Annotated in this window: 16 protein-coding genes; 9 read left to right on the forward strand and 7 right to left on the reverse strand. The window is 72.6% G+C overall.

Annotation, left to right across the window (positions count from 1 at the left end; all coding sequences use genetic code 11):
• The 4 genes from DEIPI_RS40605 to DEIPI_RS0123450 form a co-directional block, all read left to right on the forward strand.
• On the forward strand, positions 1–732 hold a 732-nt coding region (locus DEIPI_RS40605), incomplete at its 5' end, for a 2-oxo acid dehydrogenase subunit E2 (RefSeq protein ID WP_027483383.1).
• A complete protein-coding gene (locus DEIPI_RS34060; RefSeq protein ID WP_045235029.1) occupies positions 710–2,251 on the forward strand; it encodes an FGGY-family carbohydrate kinase in 1,542 nt (513 codons plus the stop codon). The genes DEIPI_RS40605 and DEIPI_RS34060, both read left to right, overlap by 23 nt.
• A gap of 8 nt (positions 2,252–2,259) precedes the next feature.
• Positions 2,260–3,234, forward strand: coding sequence for an aldo/keto reductase (locus DEIPI_RS0123445; protein ID WP_027483384.1), 975 nt, complete (start codon positions 2,260–2,262; stop codon positions 3,232–3,234).
• Positions 3,235–3,375: 141 nt separating this feature from the next.
• Positions 3,376–3,873 carry a DUF2269 family protein gene (locus DEIPI_RS0123450; protein ID WP_027483385.1) on the forward strand — a complete coding sequence of 166 codons (498 nt, stop codon included), beginning with the start codon at positions 3,376–3,378 and terminating at the stop codon, positions 3,871–3,873.
• Positions 3,874–3,968: 95 nt separating this feature from the next.
• Here DEIPI_RS0123450 and DEIPI_RS38310 read toward each other — a convergent pair whose 3' ends face one another.
• On the reverse strand, positions 3,969–4,142 hold the full coding sequence (locus tag DEIPI_RS38310) for a hypothetical protein (RefSeq protein ID WP_157463924.1): 174 nt from the start codon (positions 4,140–4,142) through the stop codon (positions 3,969–3,971).
• 114 nt (positions 4,143–4,256) lie between these two features.
• Positions 4,257–5,081 (reverse strand): GNAT family N-acetyltransferase, encoded by an 825-nt coding sequence (locus DEIPI_RS36075; protein ID WP_027483386.1) that lies wholly within the window; start codon positions 5,079–5,081, stop codon positions 4,257–4,259.
• 298 nt (positions 5,082–5,379) lie between these two features.
• On the opposite strand from DEIPI_RS36075, the gene DEIPI_RS0123465 reads away from it, so the two are divergent.
• The 4 genes from DEIPI_RS0123465 to DEIPI_RS0123480 all read left to right on the forward strand — a co-directional run bounded on the left by DEIPI_RS0123465 (position 5,380) and on the right by DEIPI_RS0123480 (position 8,977).
• On the forward strand, positions 5,380–6,375 hold the full coding sequence (locus tag DEIPI_RS0123465) for a M23 family metallopeptidase (RefSeq protein ID WP_027483387.1): 996 nt from the start codon (positions 5,380–5,382) through the stop codon (positions 6,373–6,375).
• Positions 6,376–6,500: 125 nt separating this feature from the next.
• Positions 6,501–7,370, forward strand: coding sequence for an alpha/beta fold hydrolase (locus DEIPI_RS0123470; protein WP_027483388.1), 870 nt, complete (start codon positions 6,501–6,503; stop codon positions 7,368–7,370).
• Positions 7,370–7,957, forward strand: coding sequence for a TetR/AcrR family transcriptional regulator (locus tag DEIPI_RS34070; protein ID WP_045235030.1), 588 nt, complete (start codon positions 7,370–7,372; stop codon positions 7,955–7,957). The genes DEIPI_RS0123470 and DEIPI_RS34070 overlap by 1 nt, the downstream gene beginning before the upstream one ends.
• Positions 7,958–8,098: 141 nt before the next feature.
• Complete coding sequence (locus tag DEIPI_RS0123480) at positions 8,099–8,977, forward strand: SDR family oxidoreductase (protein ID WP_027483389.1); 879 nt, start codon at positions 8,099–8,101, stop codon at positions 8,975–8,977.
• Positions 8,978–9,097: 120 nt separating this feature from the next.
• Here the strand turns inward: DEIPI_RS0123480 and DEIPI_RS0123485 are convergent, their stop codons facing one another.
• The 4 genes from DEIPI_RS0123485 to DEIPI_RS0123500 all read right to left on the reverse strand — a co-directional run bounded on the left by DEIPI_RS0123485 (position 9,098) and on the right by DEIPI_RS0123500 (position 11,863).
• Positions 9,098–9,334 carry a hypothetical protein gene (locus DEIPI_RS0123485; protein WP_027483390.1) on the reverse strand — a complete coding sequence of 79 codons (237 nt, stop codon included), beginning with the start codon at positions 9,332–9,334 and terminating at the stop codon, positions 9,098–9,100.
• Between the two features lie 49 nt (positions 9,335–9,383).
• Positions 9,384–9,821 (reverse strand): SRPBCC family protein, encoded by a 438-nt coding sequence (locus tag DEIPI_RS0123490; protein WP_027483391.1) that lies wholly within the window; start codon positions 9,819–9,821, stop codon positions 9,384–9,386.
• Between the two features lie 154 nt (positions 9,822–9,975).
• Positions 9,976–10,695, reverse strand: a complete 720-nt coding sequence (locus DEIPI_RS34075; protein WP_245588634.1) for a YetF domain-containing protein — start codon at positions 10,693–10,695, stop codon at positions 9,976–9,978.
• A gap of 55 nt (positions 10,696–10,750) precedes the next feature.
• Positions 10,751–11,863: an L-dopachrome tautomerase-related protein gene (locus DEIPI_RS0123500; RefSeq protein WP_027483392.1), complete on the reverse strand. Its 1,113-nt coding sequence runs from the start codon at positions 11,861–11,863 to the stop codon at positions 10,751–10,753.
• Between the two features lie 179 nt (positions 11,864–12,042).
• Here DEIPI_RS0123500 and DEIPI_RS0123505 point away from each other — a divergent pair, with 179 nt between their 5' ends.
• A complete protein-coding gene (locus tag DEIPI_RS0123505; RefSeq protein WP_027483393.1) occupies positions 12,043–13,014 on the forward strand; it encodes a hypothetical protein in 972 nt (323 codons plus the stop codon).
• A gap of 10 nt (positions 13,015–13,024) precedes the next feature.
• Here the strand turns inward: DEIPI_RS0123505 and DEIPI_RS0123510 are convergent, their stop codons facing one another.
• Positions 13,025–15,310, reverse strand: a complete 2,286-nt coding sequence (locus DEIPI_RS0123510) for a LuxR C-terminal-related transcriptional regulator (RefSeq protein ID WP_027483394.1) — start codon at positions 15,308–15,310, stop codon at positions 13,025–13,027.
• Between the last annotated feature and the right edge of the window lie 73 nt (positions 15,311–15,383).

The following is a 15,383-nucleotide window of genomic DNA, read 5'->3' on the forward strand; positions in this document are numbered from 1 at the left end:
CCGCGCGCCACGCCCGACCGGCCCGACCCGGGCGAGTACCTCCCCCTGAGCCGCGCCGAGCTCGCCACGGCGCGCGCGACGCAGAGGTCCACACGGGAGGTCCCGCACTTCTACGTGCGTGTCCGCGTGGACCTCACCCGGCTCGTGCGGGAGGTGGACACCGAACGGGCGCGTGGCCGTGTCTTCACCCTGGGCGACGTGTTCGTCCGCGCCGCCGCCCTCGCCGCCCGCGAGCACCCGCGCGTGAACGCCGTCGTCGAGGGAGACGGCCTGCGTCTCCTCGGGGAGGTGCACGTCGGCGTGATCGCCGCGACCCCGCAGGGTCCCGTGACCTGCGTCGTGCGGCACGCGGACCGGCTCGGCGTGGAGGCCGTCGGCGCCCGCGTCCGTGACGTCCGTGCCCGCGTCGTGGCCGGGCGGGCACGCGCGGACGACGTGACGGGCGCCACGCTGTGCGTCTCGAACCTCGGGATGTACGGGGTGGAGGAGTTCGGCGCCGTGATCCTGCCGCCGAACGTCGCGATGCTCGCCGTGGGCGCCGCGGCGGACGAGGTGATCGCCGAGGGCGGCGCCATCCGCGTCGCCCGGACCGTCCGGCTCACCCTCAGCGCCGACCACCGCGCCCTCGACGGCGTGGAGGCCGCGCTGTTCCTCCGCACGCTCGGGCGGCTCCTCGCCGACCCGGCGCGCGTCCTCACGGAGGTGACGCATGCCGTACCTGCTTGGGATTGACGGGGGCACCGAGAGTCTGCGCGCCGCGCTCTTCGACCCGCGCGGCCGTCCCGTCGCGTTCGCGTCGTCCGCGTACCCGACGCGCTTCCCCCGCCCCGGCTGGGCCGAGCAGGACCCCGGCGACTGGTGGCGCGCGCTCGGCGAGGCCACACGTCGGGTCCTGCGCGGGTCGGGGGTCTCGCCCGACGAGGTGCTCGCGCTCGCGCTCGACACCACCTCCTGCAGCGTCGTCGCGCTCGACGCGCGCGGCGAGCCCGTCCGCCCCGCCCTGATCTGGATGGACGTGCGGTCCGGCGAGCAGGCCGCGCGGATCGCGGCGTGCGGCGATCCCGCGCTGCGCGTCAACGGGTACGGCCCCGTCAGCGCGGAGTGGATGGCCCCGAAGGCGCTGTGGCTGCTGGAGAACGAACGCGCGAACTTCGACGCGGCCGTGACGCTGTGCGAGTACCAGGACTACCTCAACCTGCACCTCACGGGCCGCCTCACCGCGAGCCTCAACAACACCTCCATCCGCTGGCACTACGACCGCTCGCGCGGCGGCTTCCAGACGGGCCTCTACCGCGCGGTGGGACTGGAGGAGGCTCTCGCCCGCTTCCCGCATGAGGTCGTCCCGATGGGCGAGATGATCGGCGGCCTCACCCGGAGGGCGTCGGAGCACCTCGGGCTGCGCGCGGGTACGCCCGTCGTGCAGGGCGGCGCGGACGCGTTCGTCGCGATGCCCGGCCTCGGCGTGGTGGAGCCCGGCTCGCTCGCGTTCATCACGGGCTCGTCCCACTTGCACCTCGGCCTCAGCGACCGCGAGCTCAGCGCGCGCGGCATGTGGGGCTCCTACCCGGACGCGGTCGTGCCGGGCCTGCACGTCGTGGAGGGCGGGCAGACCAGCACGGGCTCCGTCGTGGCGTGGCTGCGCCGGCTGCTCGGCGAGGGCGCCTCGTACGAGGAGCTCGGCGAGCGCGCCTCCGCCCTGCCGCCCGGCGCGGACGGCCTCGTGGTGCTGGAGCACTTCCAGGGGAACCGCACCCCTCACACCGACCCGGACTCGCGCGGCGTGATCAGCGGCCTCACGCTCGCCCACACGCCCGCGCACCTGTTCCGCGCCGTGCTCGAAGGCGTCGCGTACGGCACCGAGGACGTCCTGAGCGCGATGCGCGCCGGCGGCTACGAGCCGAGGCGCGTCGTGGTGTGCGGCGGCGCCACCCGTTCCGAACTGTGGCTGCAGATCCACGCGGACGTCAGCGGACTCCCGCTCGAACTCACCGAGGTGCCCGACGCGCCCGCGCTGGGCTCGGCGGTGCTCGCCGCCGTGGGCGCGGGCGAGTACGCCAGCATTCCCGAGGCGGCGCGCGCCATGGTCCGCTCCGCCCGGACGGTGGAGCCCGACGCCGAGCGTCACGTCCGCTACCGCGAACTCCTGGACGCCTACCGCGAGACGTACCGGGCGCTCGCGCCGACCCTGCACCGACAGGCCGCCGTCGCGCGTGAAGGAACGCTTCCCGAACCCGAGACCGCGCCCGCTTAGGATGGATCGTGGACTACGTACGACTCGGTCAGAGCGGTCTCAAGGTCTCGCGTCTCTCCCTCGGCACCATGACGTACGGCGACCCCGCGTGGCGCGACTGGGTGCTGCCGGAGGATCAGAGCCGCCCCTTCATTCGGGCGGCGCTGGAGCACGGCATCAACTTCTTCGACACGGCCGACGTGTACTCGCTCGGTGCGAGCGAGGAGATCCTCGGCCGGGCCCTGCGTGACTTCGCGCGACGAGACCAGGTGGTGGTCGCGACGAAGGTCTTCAACCGGATGGGCGAGGGGCCCAACGACCGCGGCCTGTCGCGCAAGCACGTCATGGACGCGGTGCAGGCGAGCCTGAAGCGGCTCGGGACGGACTACATCGACCTGTACCAGATTCATCGTTTCGACGAGGAGACGCCGATCGAGGAGACGATGACGGCCCTGCACGACCTCGTGCGGATGGGCGCGGTGCGTTACATCGGCGCGAGCAGCATGCCCGCGTACCGCTTCGCGAAGATGCAGCACGCCGCGGACCGGCTGGGCCTCACGCGCTTCGTGAGCATGCAGAACCACTACAACCTCGTGTACCGCGAGGAGGAACGCGAGATGATCCCGCTGTGCGTGGAGGACGGCGTGGGCGTCATCCCCTGGAGTCCGCTGGCGCGCGGTTTCCTCGCGGGGAACCGCGCCGGGGGCGAGGCGCGCACCACGCGCGCGGCGAGCGACTCGTTCGCGCAGGGCATGTACCGCACGCCGGGCGACTTCGCGGTGCTGGACGCGGTGACCACGGTGGCGGCTCGACTGGGCGTGAAGCCCGCGCAGGTGGCGCTCGCGTGGCTCCTCTCGCGTTCCGGGGTGACCGCGCCGATCATCGGGGCGAGCCGGATGGAGCACCTCACGGACGCGGTGGGCGCGCTGGACCTGCGTCTGTCCGAGGAGGACCTCGGGATGCTGGAGGCGCCGTACGAGCCTCATCCCGTGCTGGGCATGTGAGGAGCGTCGGACGAGGTCGGCCGTCGCCTCGCGGTCGGAAGCCGTTCGCTCGCTGATGTTCGACGTGGGAACCCGATGGGGTACAGTGATCTGAAGTTTCCTCACAGTATCCTCATCGCGCGTCCGGACCCGGAGGTTCCCATGCTCAAACTGCTCGTCCTCGTCCACGTCCTCTCCGCCGTCATCGGCATCGGCCCGACGTACTTCGGTCTGCTGCTCCTGCGCCCCGGCCTGCGCGGCGACGCGCTGAGGCACAACCTCGAACTCGCGGACCGGCTCACCTTCTTCCCGAAGATCGGCGGGACCCTCGCGGTGCTCACCGGCATCGCGCTCCTCCTCGTGGGCAGCTACGGTCCCGTCACCCAGCTGTGGCTCGTCGGGAGCCTCGTGCTGTACGCGCTCGTGCAGATCGTGGTGATCGCGTTCGCCTTCCCGCGCGAGAGGCGGCTGCTCGCCCTCACGCGCGGAGAAGGGGGCGACGTGCTCCCCACCTCCGTGAACGTCTCCCCGGACGGCACGCTCAGTGTGAGCGCCACGAGCGCCACGGAGGTCCTGCTGAAGCAGGTGAGCGCCCTGCACATGCTCGCCGCCACCCTCGGCACGCTCCTGCTCGTCCTGATGATCCTCAAGCCCTCCTGAACCCAGCCCCGCGTGGCGGGCGGGCACCTTGGCCCGCCCGCCACGCTCCACGCTCGACTCCGGCGCCACGACAGGCGTCCACCCTGAAGTTCCGCTCAGCCGTCCTCGTCGTCCGGGACGATCCCGCCCTCCTGATGCTGCTGGAACTTCACGGCGCGCTCCGTGGGGCTCTCGTTGGCCTCCTGTTCGCCTTCACGGTCCTGCGCGTCGGGGGAGATGACGATCTCGCCGCGCTCCTGCCGCTCGGCCAAGCTTCGCTCGTCGTCCATACGAACTCCCTTCTCCACCGGGAGCGTCGGCGTGCTCCCGGTGGACTGCCCGGACGTTACGCCCCGAAGCTGAGCGCCGGTTGTGGACGCGAATGATTGTCCCTCACCTGCCCGTCATGCGTGCGTCGCCCCCACGCCGGGAGGCTGGAACAGGTGGAAGGGCGAGCGGTGCTCGACGGTCCAGCCGAGCCGTTCGTACACGGGAAATCCCATCGGCGTCGCGCCGAGCCGCGCGGTCGTGTAACCCTCCCCCCGCGCGTCGAGCAGCGGTGCGGTGGTCATGGCGGCTCCGACGCCGCGGCGACGCGCGGCCTTCGCCGTGCCGATGCACCACAGCCCCACCTCCTGCCGCCCCAGCACCGCGAGGGTCGTCCCGACGGGTTCTCCGTCCAGTCGAGCGACGTAGTAGCGCGCGCGTGACGCGGGATCGAGCGCCGAGGCGCGGAGCGCGGCCTCGGCGCTCCGCGCGAACTCCTCGGTGAAGTCGAAGGCGTCGCCGCACGCGGCGCACCATGCCTTCCAGTCCTCGGACGTGCGGACACGCCCGATGTCCAGCCCGGGCACGTCGGCGTCCTGCTCGCGAAGGCGGTCGAACGACACGGTCATGATCGGCAGCTCGCTCAGCGGCGGGATGCCCGCGCCCGTGAGGGCGTCGCTCGCGCCGGCGCTCACGCCGCCCGGCGTGACCACGCACAGGAAGGGCACCCGGAGTTCGCCGAGCCGGGCCGCGAGGGCGACCGGGTCGAAGGGCGCGGCGTCGCCCGGCTCGACGTAGACGAGGTTCAGGTCGGGCGAGGACGCGAACGTGGTCGCGAGGGCGTACCCCGCCCCGCGCTCGACGAGGGTGCGCTCGGGATCGACGAAGACGTGGTCGAGCATGTCCTCGAAGAACTGGACGGTGGGGTGGACGTCGGTTCGGGTGGCGTCGGTGGTGCTCATGCGTCGCTCCTGCGGGAGGGGACGCCCGGGTCGGGTCGCAGCAGCCGGGAGGGCGACGAACCCGCGCGGGTGAGGTCGGCGGACGCCCAGGGACGTCCCGGTGACGGTGAGGTGGTGCGCCTCCAGCCTACACGTCCCGGGACGTCCGGGTGGCGCATGGTCGCGCCGCGCGCTTCCCACCACGGTCCGCGCCGGGGCCTCTACTCTGATTCTGAACAACCCCCTCGCGGACCCTGAACGCGCGCGCGGGAAACTCGGCCCAGTCACGTCCGGCAGATCCGGACGTTCGGGAGGAGCCATGATCAGCAAGTCACGGGCCCGTCACGCCGGGGCCCTCGTCCTCTCCGCTCTTCTCGCGCTGCCCGCGTGCGCGGCTCCGGTCGTGTCGTATCCCGAGAGCGCGGCCGCGCGCGCGTTCCTCGCGGCGGTGGCGGGCAGCGCGGGGTACCGCGTCACGCAGGGCTTCGGGGCGCACCCGAGCCACGCGGACCCGGAGACCGGCGGTACGGTGGACGTCTACGGGTACGGCGTGAGCGGACACAACGGCTGGGACGTCGCGCTCGGGCAGCCCGGACGGGACGGCGCGAAGGGAGCCGCCATCCACGCGCCCTTCACCGGGAAGGTCTTCCGGGGCGAGCAGCGTGACGCGAAGGGGAATTTCAGCGGGCTGGGCCGCTGGGTGAAGCTCGTCGCGTCGTCCGGCGCGAGCGTCACGTTCGGGCATCTCGGTGGGTACGTGGGGCCCGCGTCCGGTCAGAAGGCCCAGGCGGGCGCGGCGCTGGGGTACGAGGGCACGACGGGCAACTCGACGGGCTATCACGTGCACGTCATGATTCGTGACGCGGCGGGGCGCATCGTGGACCCGGGCGGATTGACGGGCGTCGCGGCGCTCGGGCCCGGTACGGCGACGGCGAGCGCGGCACCGGGTCGGAAGGATTCCACGACCGTTCCCGTGGGTCCGGATCCCGCGGCGGTCCGCGCGGCCCGTCAGGCCGCGTGGCAGGCCGAGGCGGACCTGCAGACGGCCCGTGAGCTGTACGCCGTGGGCGCCGTCGCCCGCGTGGAGGTGCAGAATCGATCGGCGGACCTGACGAGCGCGCGCGCCGTGCTCGCGCGCGTGCAGGCAGGGGAGGCGCCCGCCGGGAAGGCCGTGCTGGACCCGAAGGTGGCCCTCGCGGCGGCGGAGCGAGCGTACCGGGAGGCGTCGGCGCTGTACGCGGTGGGCGGCGTCTCGCGCGCGGAGCTCGATCGACGTGGCCGGGCCCTCTCTTCGGCGAGGGCAGCGGCGAGGTGACGTGTTCTTCCGGGTGAAGTGATGGGTGCGTCATCGCCGTGGTCGACCGGGGAGCAGGTCTCCAGCTCGAGCACTTGACAAAACTAATACTATTAGTCAAAATACGAATACCAATAGGAGGAGTCATGAACCACCGTGCGCTCGCCCTGACCGCCCTGACCGCAGCCGCCCACACCCACGCCGCCACACCGCCCAGCACGGAGTACCTCGTCACCCCGCAGGGCCGCCTCGCCTACGACGACACGCACGGTGACGGTCCCCTCGTCCTCGCCATTCCCGGCATGGGCGACCTGCGCGGCCAGTACCGCCTCCTCGCGCCCGCCCTCCACGCCGCCGGGTACCGCGTCGTCACGATGGACGTGCGCGGCCACGGCGACACCGACGCCACCTGGGACGACTACGGCGCGCACGCCGTCGGACGAGACGCCCTCGCCCTCATCGACCACCTCGGCGCTTCGCGCGCGGTCATCCTCGGCAACAGCTTCGCCGCCGGATCCGCCCTGTGGGCCGCCCACGACCGCCCCGAACGCGTCGCGGGCCTCGTCCTGATCGGCCCGGTCACCCGCGACCTTCCCTCCCCGTGGTACATGCGCCCCGCCATGAAGCTCCTGTTCGGCGGCCCCTGGAACCTCGCGTTCTGGATGACCTACCGCAAGAGCCTCTTCCCGGCCCGTCAGGCCGCCGATCACGCCGCGTACGAGGCCCGCGTCCGCGCCAACCTCGCCGAGCCCGGCCGCATGCACGCCCTGAAAGCCATGATCTTCGCCAGCAAGGCCGACACCGAGCCCCTCGTGAGCGAAGTCCACGCGCCCACCCTCGTCGTGATGGGCACGAAGGACCCGGACTTCCCCGACGCGAGCGCCGAGGGCCGCTGGGTGTCGGAGCGCACGCACGGCGAGCTGATGCTCGTCGAGGGCTCCGGCCACTACCCGCACGTGGAGGAGCCCGACCTCGTCACGCCGCGCGTCCTCACGTTCCTGCGGGGCCTGCGCTAGTGCCGCGCGCCGGACTCGACGCGGACCGCGTCCTCGACGCCGCCGCGCAGGTCGCCGACCGCGAGGGTCTCGGCGCGCTCACCGTCGCCCGCCTCGCGGCGGAACTCGGGGTGAAGCCGCCCTCGCTGTACAACCATGTCCAGAGCCTCGACGCGCTGCGCGACGGCCTCACCCGGCGCGGCTACCGCGAGCTCCTCGACGTCAGCCGCGACGCCGCCGCCGGACGCTCCGGCCGTGACGCCCTCCACGCGCTCGCGCACGCCCAGCGCGACTACGCCCGCGCCCACCCGGGCCTGTACGCCGCGATGGAACTGCCCGTCGCGGCGCAGAGCGAGGAGTCACGCCGAATCGGCGGCGCGTACGTGAACCTGATCCTGGCCGTGCTGCGCGGCTACGGCCACGAGGGCGAGGACGCCCTGCACCACGTGCGCGTCCTGCGGGCCGCGCTGCGCGGGTTCGTGTCCCTCGAACTCGGCGGCGGCTTCGGCCTGCCGCTCGGCGTGGACCGCAGCTTCGAGGTCCTGCTCGACACCCTGCACGCGGGCCTCACCCTCGGCGGCCACGCGCCGCGCGGTGAGAACGGCTGAAGGGAACGTCCGAACGGTCACGTCACGCACGTTCGCGCGCCGACGCGAGCGCGGAAACCGCCCATGAATCAAGTCCGGTTCACCCCGGTGCCACGTGACGCTCCCCCGACGCTCGTAGGCTGACCCGCGAAGGAGGACCGCATGACGCAGGACCCCACCAGGAAGTACCCCGCTCCGCCCTTTCCCCGCCAGCCTCAGGACGCGCCCGGCGACACGCACGCCATGAACCCCGCACCCGATCACGGCGAGCGGAGCTACCGGGGCACGGGCCGCCTCGCGGGCCGCAAGGCGCTCATCACGGGCGGCGACAGCGGCATCGGCCGCGCCGTCGCCATCGCGTACGCCCGCGAGGGCGCCGACGTCGCCATCAACTACCTCCCCGAGGAGGAGACGGACGCGCGCGAGGTGATCGCCCTCATCGAGGAGGCGGGCCGCCGCGCCGTCGCCCTGCCCGGCGACATCACCGACGAGGCCTTCTGCGTGAAGCTCGTCGAGGACGCCGTCCGCGAACTCGGCGGGCTCGACCTGCTCGTGAACAACGCCGGCAAGCAGCAGGCGGTCAAGCAGATCGCGGACCTCTCCACCGAGCAGTTCGACGCGACGTTCCGCACGAACGTCTACGCCATGTTCTGGATCACGAAGGCCGCCATGCCGCACCTCCCGGCGGGCGCCACGATCATCAACACCGCGTCCATCCAGGCGTCGCAGCCCTCGCCGATGCTGCTCGACTACGCCCCGACGAAGGCGGCGATCGTGGCGTTCACCCAGGCGCTCGCGCAGCAGGTGGCCGAACAGGGCGTCCGCGTGAACGCCGTCGCGCCAGGGCCCTTCTGGACGCCCCTGCAGCCCACCGGAGGTCAGCCGCAGGAGAAGATCGAGCAGTTCGGCAGCGAGACGCCCATGAAACGTCCGGGGCAACCGGCCGAGATCGCGCCCTTGTACGTGTTCCTCGCCTCCGAGGATTCGAGCTACAGCACCGGCGGCGTGTTCGGCGCGACCGGCGGCCTCCTCCTGAGCTGAGAGCGCTCCCAGAGAGGACGCCCATGCCGCACGGCGCCCCCGCCCTGCCCGTCCTCGAACGTCGGTCGCCGGACGGCGGCGCGGGTGACGAACCCGCGCCGCCTCGTCATGCACGTCTCCTCAGGGGCGGCGCAGCGTCACCGCGTACCGTTCGCGTTCCAGCGTGACCGTCAGGTGCTGCTCGGGGTCCACGAGACCGCTCGAGCCGGACACCTCTCCGACGACCCGGTCCCCGTCACGCAGTTCGCCGTGCAACGACACCATCGTCGGGAGCGCCTGCGTGCTGAACTCCACCCTCGACCCGCTCGCGCTGCCCGCGCCGAGCGGTGAGGTGGTCCCGCGTGCCCCGTCCGGCACGTCCCGACACAACGGGCTCCCGCAGCACCCTGCCGATCCCGGTCCGCCCTCAGGTCGCGCGCAACTCCTCGTCGAGTCGCGCGAAGAACGCCTCGGCATGCGACCTCGCCACACCCTGCAGGACCGAGCGTCCGACGAACGCGAGGACCCCGCCCAGCCTGGAACTGCCCTGCCAGCGCACGAGCGTTCCCTCACCGCTCCGTTCGAGCCGTACGGTCGCCTCGCCCCGCAGCATCCCGACGGGCGAACGGCCCTCCGCCGCGAGCCGGGCGTATTCCGGCGCGCGTTCCTCCAGAACGCGGATCTGCCCCCGGTACGTCCCGCGCGCCGAGCCGAAGGTCAATTCCATCGCGGCGGTCAGCACGTCCCCGTCGCGTGTCACGCCCGACAGGCCGGGCACGCAGCGCTCCAGCACGGCGGGATCGTTCAGCGCGGCCCACACCCGCTCGGGTGAGGCGTTCACCCTGTTCTGTCCATCGAGTTCCATCGTCCTCCCCTTCTGCGCGGCGCCCGCACGACGCGGGGCCCGAGGGGCACCCTAGCATCTCGGCGGGTCGAGGGCGTCAGCACAAAGTCGAACGCCCGGTCACCGTCGGGCAGGGTGCGCGTCGGCGGAAGGAACGGTCGACGCGACGCGGCGGTCATCGCGCGACGTCGGTCTGGAGCGTCGCCCTCACCCAGCGTACCCGGCCGCAGCGCGGGCAGGGGAACGGTCGGTCGCCCTGCGGGACGACGTTCCCGCAGTTCGTGCAGGCGATCATGGCGGTCGGGTCGGCGCTGAACGGCACCTTCGTCGGCGTCCGCAGATCGTCGGGCGGCACCAGTGGAAGGCCCGGCCGCACGTCCGCGTCCGGGAAGAGGAACACGCTGAGGTTCCCGCTCTGCTCCTGGAAGGCGTACCTCACCTGCCCGAGTTGCGCCACGTCGCGCTCCCGCAGCCGTTCGAACAGTTCCTCGGTGGAGAGCCCGATGGACGGCAGCCCTTCGAGCCGGACGCGGCCGTCCTCCACGACGCAGACGGGGCGGCCCTCCACGAACGTCTCGACCGTCTCGCTCCGGTTGATGAGCACCGTCAGGCCCTTCTGCATCAGGATCACGAGCAGGATCACCAGCATCGCGTGCACGAGCGGCACCTCGGGGTAGAACAGGCCGTCCCCGGCGGCGCTTCCGAGCGCGATGACGATGCCGAACTCCACGATGCTGAGCTGCGCCAGCCCGCGCCGCCCGACGACGCGCAGCAGCAGCAGCAGCCACACGTACAGGAACACCGTCCGGAACACGATCTCCAGCAGGAAGAGCGGCGGGAAGTCCCCGAGGAACATCCGGTGCAGGTCGAACGGAACGACGTCTTGTGGGTCCACGCCCCAGACTACCGGCGCGGCCACGTGAGGCCGGCACCCCACGTGACCCACCCGTTCATTTCAGCCGCACGGGCCGCGCGTCCACCCGCAGGCGGAACAGCGTGTAGGGCCTGCGGCGCTCGTCGCGGCCCTCGTGGTAGCGCGCCTGACGGTGCAGCTGGTTCGCCGTGACGTACAGGTACCCGTCCTCGGCGAGGGACATCGTGTCGGGCCACAGCAGGCGCGGGTCACGGACGATCGTTTCCCACACCCCGCCGGGCGCGCGGCGCGTGACGGCGCCCTGCTCGTAGTTCGTGGCGTACACGCGCCCCTCCGCGTCGCTCTCCAGCCCGTCCGCGCCGCCGCCCTTGTCGCCCTCGTCCCGGACGGTCGCGGCGACCTCCTCGTCGCTCAGTTCGCGGTTCCACAGGGCGTCGGTGCTGACGCTGTACAGGCGGCGACTGCCGAGCGGGCAGTAGTACAGCCGCGCGCCGTCCGCGCCGATGGCGACGCCGTCGGCGCCCATACCCGCCCCGGACTTCGGCGGCGCGTTCGGCGTGACCTCCAGGAACGGACGGCCCTCCACCATCGGCAGGAACTCCGTGACGGGCTGCGCCTTCGTGCTGGGGTGATCGTTCAGGCGCCGCCAGCTCTCGCCCGTCTCGAGGTTCACGACGATGATGCCGTTCGGTCCGTCCTGCGCGCTGTCCGTGATGAAGGCGGCGCCGCGGCGGAGGTCGAAGCGGACGTCGTTGAGGTACGTGGTGGGCAGCGCGACGTCCTGCGGAAACAGGATCTTCCGGGCCACGGCGTTCGTCGCGAGGTCCACGCACACCAGCTTGGGGCCGCCGTACTCGGTGCGGCGGAACATCGGGCTGCCCGTGTCGAGCACCCACAGGCGATCCATGGGATCGACGACGACGCTCTGCACGCTCACGAAGGCCGCGGCCGGGTCGTCGTCGCGGGTCCGGTTGGTGTCCTCGTCGGGGTACGGGACGGGCTGACCGTCCCGCAGTTCCGCGACGGTGAACTTCACGTCGTCCCCCCACTTCGGGAAGTTGACGAAGATACGGCCCTCCCGGGAGACGGTGACGCCGGTCGGCATGGGGCCGTGGAAGTGCGCGACCTCCTCGAGCGCTCCGGTGAGGCGCTCCATCGGCAGATCGGACGGGCGGTGGTCCTGCGTCATGCGGTCCTCCTTCGCGGGTCAGCCTACGTGTCGTGGGGACGCGCCGTGTGGCAGCGAGGTGAACCGGACTTGAAGCATGCCCCCGAGGCACGCCCGGACGCGCCGCCCATCCTCCGACCACGTCCCGGCCACGCCGCGGCCCGTACGGTGATCTCGCCGACACGGCCAGGAGGCCCACCATGAACGCACGAAGGACACCTCTCGTCACCCTGCTGCTCGCGCTGACCGTCACGTCGGCCCTCGCCCAGGGTCCCACCGAGCAGCGGCTCAGGAGCGAGTTCACGAGGAGGGTCGCGCCGAAGCTCGACGGGACCAGCGGCCTCACCCTGGAGGCCCTCACGACGCTCGTGACGGGCTGGGTCGAGGAGGTCCGCCGGGAGCGGGTGACGACGCTCGAACCGCAGGTGGAGCAGGCCGTCACGGGCGTCGAGCGACTGATCCGCCGTCAGGCCGACGACCTCCGCGCGCGCTGCACGCCCGGTCCGGGCGCGGACGTCGCGTGGACGTACCTGGAGCGCAACGCGTTCATCCTCAGGCCCGGCCTCGTCGGCGACTTCACGCCCCTGCGCGGCGCGCTGGAGCGCTGCCTCAGCTTCGAGGTCGTCCTGCGTTCCGAGGTCCGGCTGCGGCACGCCGACATGGACGTCGTCATCACCACCGAGGTGGAGGGCGTGGTGCCCCTCACGGTGGACCTCCGGACCCGCGAGGCGTCCGGTCAGGCGCCGCTGACCCTGACGCGCACCGACTACGCCTTCACGAACGGCTGCGTGGCGCAGGTCACTCCGACGAGCGGCCTGCTGCGCGTCGAACGGCTCGGCGTGCTGCCCTTCAACCGGGCGGGACCGTTCGCGTCGCCCTACACGGAGTACGCCTTCCAGTACAAGGTGACGGGACCGCAGCAGTTCACCCGCGCGAGCTGCGGGCCGGCCACGGCGGTCATTCCGGGCGCGGGCGACTTCACGTGGGCGTTGCCGTTCCGTCTCGCCCACCAGCCGGAGCTCATGCCCTCGGGGGCCTACCTCCCGCCGGTCGGCTCGCACGAGGCGCCGTCGGGGGCCGTGCTGAACCGCTGGACGTGGCGTCAGGACGTGCCCGGCATGCCCGGCGCGTCGGAGTACACGAGCCTCAAGGTGATCCACTCGCCCCGCTGAGCGCCGCGCGCTAGACGAGCCCGTGCTCCAGCGCGTAGCGGGTGGCGGCGGCGCGGTTGGGCACCCCGAGCTTGCCCAGCACCGCCTTCACCTGATCCGTGACGGTGTACACGCCGGTACCGAGCCGCGCGGCGATCTGCTTGTTCGACAGGCCCTGCGTGAGCAGCGCGAGCACCTCGCGTTCGCGTGGGGTGAGCGTGAACGTCGTCGGGGCGCGCGGGGTGGCCGCCGTCCTGACCTCCTCGGGCACGCCGGACGTGATGAGCTGGCGGATGAGGTCCGCCGCGTCGAGCACCTGACCTTCCTGCACGGCGCGTGACAGGTCGGGCTCGTCCCCGCGTTCCAGCAGCGTCGCCAGTCGGGGCGCGAACAGCGCCTGCGCCAGACCGGGGTCGTAGTTGCGACGATCGGCGAGCGTCGTCGCGACCGTCCAGAAGCGCGCCGCCTGTACCCCGCGGCCCTCGTGCGCCGCCCACGCGGCCAGACCGCACAGGGCGCAGACCTGCAGGTCCGTCGAGCCCAGCTGCTCACCGACGCTCAGGACGTCGAGCAGCGCTCCGCGCGCGCGGTCGGGCTCGCCGCCCTGCAGGTCCACCGCCGCGAGGATGATCTGCGCCCAGGCCCGGCCGATGTAGTTGTGCGCCTCCTCGGTCAGCACGATGGCCTCCCCGACGATCCTGCGCGCCTCGTCGGGCCGCCCCTGCCACAACGCGACGCTGCCGAGCATGCCGAGGCTCATCACGCTGACGAGGTGGTCGTCGTGCGGGCGGGTCCACGCGAGGGACCGTTCGAGATCGCGCACGGCGGCCCGCGCGTCCACGGGCAGGGTCAGGTACGCTCGGACCTGCAGTGCCGCCGCGAGGCCGCGCTCGTCCCCTCGCGCCTCGAAGGTCGCGACGCTCGCCTCCGCGAACTCGCGGCCCTCCTCGAACAGGCCGCGACGGTACGCGAGGAACGCCAGCGCGTACCGCAACCACCCCGCCGCCGAGCCGTCCGGGGGCACGCTGGCCAGCGCGGCCCTCACGAGCGACGCCGACGCGTAGTCCAGCCGCGCGGACGACAGGGGCGCGAAATGACTCGCGAAGGCGGACAGGGCGGCCTCGTGCTGGATTCGGGCCGCGAACTCCAGCGCCGCGAGGATGTTCGGCCGTTCGAGCTCCCACTCCTCGAAGGCCCGCACGACCGCGGCGAGTGCGGGTTTCCCGTACCCCTGGACGAGGCGGTCCACCCGGCCCGAGAGGGCGAGGAAGAAGTCGAGGTGGGCGCGGCGCACGTCCGTCTCCTCGGGGCTCGCCTGCAGGGACTCCAGCGCGTACTCACGCACCGTTTCGAGCATCCGGTAGCGGGTGGAGCCCGTGAGGTCCACCTGCACGAGGCTCTTGTCCACGAGGGACGCGAGGCCGCCGAGCACGTCGAGGTCCTCACCGCAGACGGCCTCGGCGGCCTCCAGGGAGAAGCCGCCCACGAACACGCCCAGCCGCGCGAAGAGCCGCTGCTCGTCACGGTCGAGCAGGGCGTGGCTCCAGTCGATGGCGGCGCGGATCGTGCGTTGCCGTTCCGGCAGGTCTCGCGCGCCGCCGGTCAGGAGCGACAGCCGCCGCGCGAGACGGTCGCGCAGCGCCGCGACGCTCAGCAGGCGGGTGCGCGCGGCGGCCAGCTCGATCGCGAGGGGCAGCCCGTCGAGCTGACGGCAGATGTCCTCCACGAGCGCCAGCTCGTTCTCGCCCAGCACGAGGTCGGGCCGCACGGCACGCGCACGTTCGCAGAAGAGCCGGACCGCCTCGCCCGTCGGGTCCTGCGGGCGAGGCAGGCCGAGCGGCGGCACCGGGAACTCGTGCTCGCCGTACAGCCGCAGCCGCTCACGGCTCGTGACGAGCAGCGTGACGTCCGGCGCGAGACCCATCAACCGTCCGAGCTCCGGCGCGGCGTCCATGACGTGCTCGAAGTTGTCGAGCACCAGCAGGGGCGCCCGTCCCGCGAGAACCGCGCCGATCGTCTCCACGAGGCTCCGCGCGGACTCCTGCACGCCCAGCGCGCGCGCCACGGCGGGCAGTACCCCCTCGGCGCGTTCCAGCGGCGCGAGCGGCACGAACAGCACCCCGTCCGGGAAGCGCGGCGCGAGCGCCCGCGCGGCTTCCAGCGCGAGCCGCGTCTTGCCGACCCCGCCCGGGCCGGTCAGGGTGAGCAGGGCCACCTCGGGCCAGTTCAGGATCTGCGCGACCTGATCCAGCTCCCGCTCCCGTCCGATCAGGGCGGTCGGAGAGGTGGGCAGCGCCGAGGTGAGGGGGACGGCCATGGGACTGACTCCAGTATAGGTGCCGCCTTCCCCCTGGCGGGGGGGACGCGAGTTCCCCCCCGGATCAGGGATG

The sequence above is a fragment of the Deinococcus pimensis DSM 21231 genome (assembly GCF_000519345.1).
Classification (GTDB): Bacteria; Deinococcota; Deinococci; order Deinococcales; family Deinococcaceae; genus Deinococcus_A; species Deinococcus_A pimensis.

Excerpts from the sequence above, each read along its gene's own strand:
- DEIPI_RS34060 (WP_045235029.1), top strand. The coding sequence starts at position 710 with ATGCCGTACCTGCTTGGGATTGACGGGGGCACCGAGAGTCTGCGCGCC.
- DEIPI_RS0123450 (WP_027483385.1), top strand. The coding sequence starts at position 3,376 with ATGCTCAAACTGCTCGTCCTCGTCCACGTCCTCTCCGCCGTCATCGGC.
- DEIPI_RS38310 (WP_157463924.1), bottom strand. The coding sequence starts at position 4,142 with ATGGACGACGAGCGAAGCTTGGCCGAGCGGCAGGAGCGCGGCGAGATC.
- DEIPI_RS36075 (WP_027483386.1), bottom strand. The coding sequence starts at position 5,081 with ATGAGCACCACCGACGCCACCCGAACCGACGTCCACCCCACCGTCCAG.
- DEIPI_RS0123465 (WP_027483387.1), top strand. The coding sequence starts at position 5,380 with ATGATCAGCAAGTCACGGGCCCGTCACGCCGGGGCCCTCGTCCTCTCC.
- DEIPI_RS0123470 (WP_027483388.1), top strand. The coding sequence starts at position 6,501 with ATGAACCACCGTGCGCTCGCCCTGACCGCCCTGACCGCAGCCGCCCAC.
- DEIPI_RS0123480 (WP_027483389.1), top strand. The coding sequence starts at position 8,099 with ATGACGCAGGACCCCACCAGGAAGTACCCCGCTCCGCCCTTTCCCCGC.
- DEIPI_RS0123490 (WP_027483391.1), bottom strand. The coding sequence starts at position 9,821 with ATGGAACTCGATGGACAGAACAGGGTGAACGCCTCACCCGAGCGGGTG.
- DEIPI_RS0123500 (WP_027483392.1), bottom strand. The coding sequence starts at position 11,863 with ATGACGCAGGACCACCGCCCGTCCGATCTGCCGATGGAGCGCCTCACC.
- DEIPI_RS0123505 (WP_027483393.1), top strand. The coding sequence starts at position 12,043 with ATGAACGCACGAAGGACACCTCTCGTCACCCTGCTGCTCGCGCTGACC.
- DEIPI_RS0123510 (WP_027483394.1), bottom strand. The coding sequence starts at position 15,310 with ATGGCCGTCCCCCTCACCTCGGCGCTGCCCACCTCTCCGACCGCCCTG.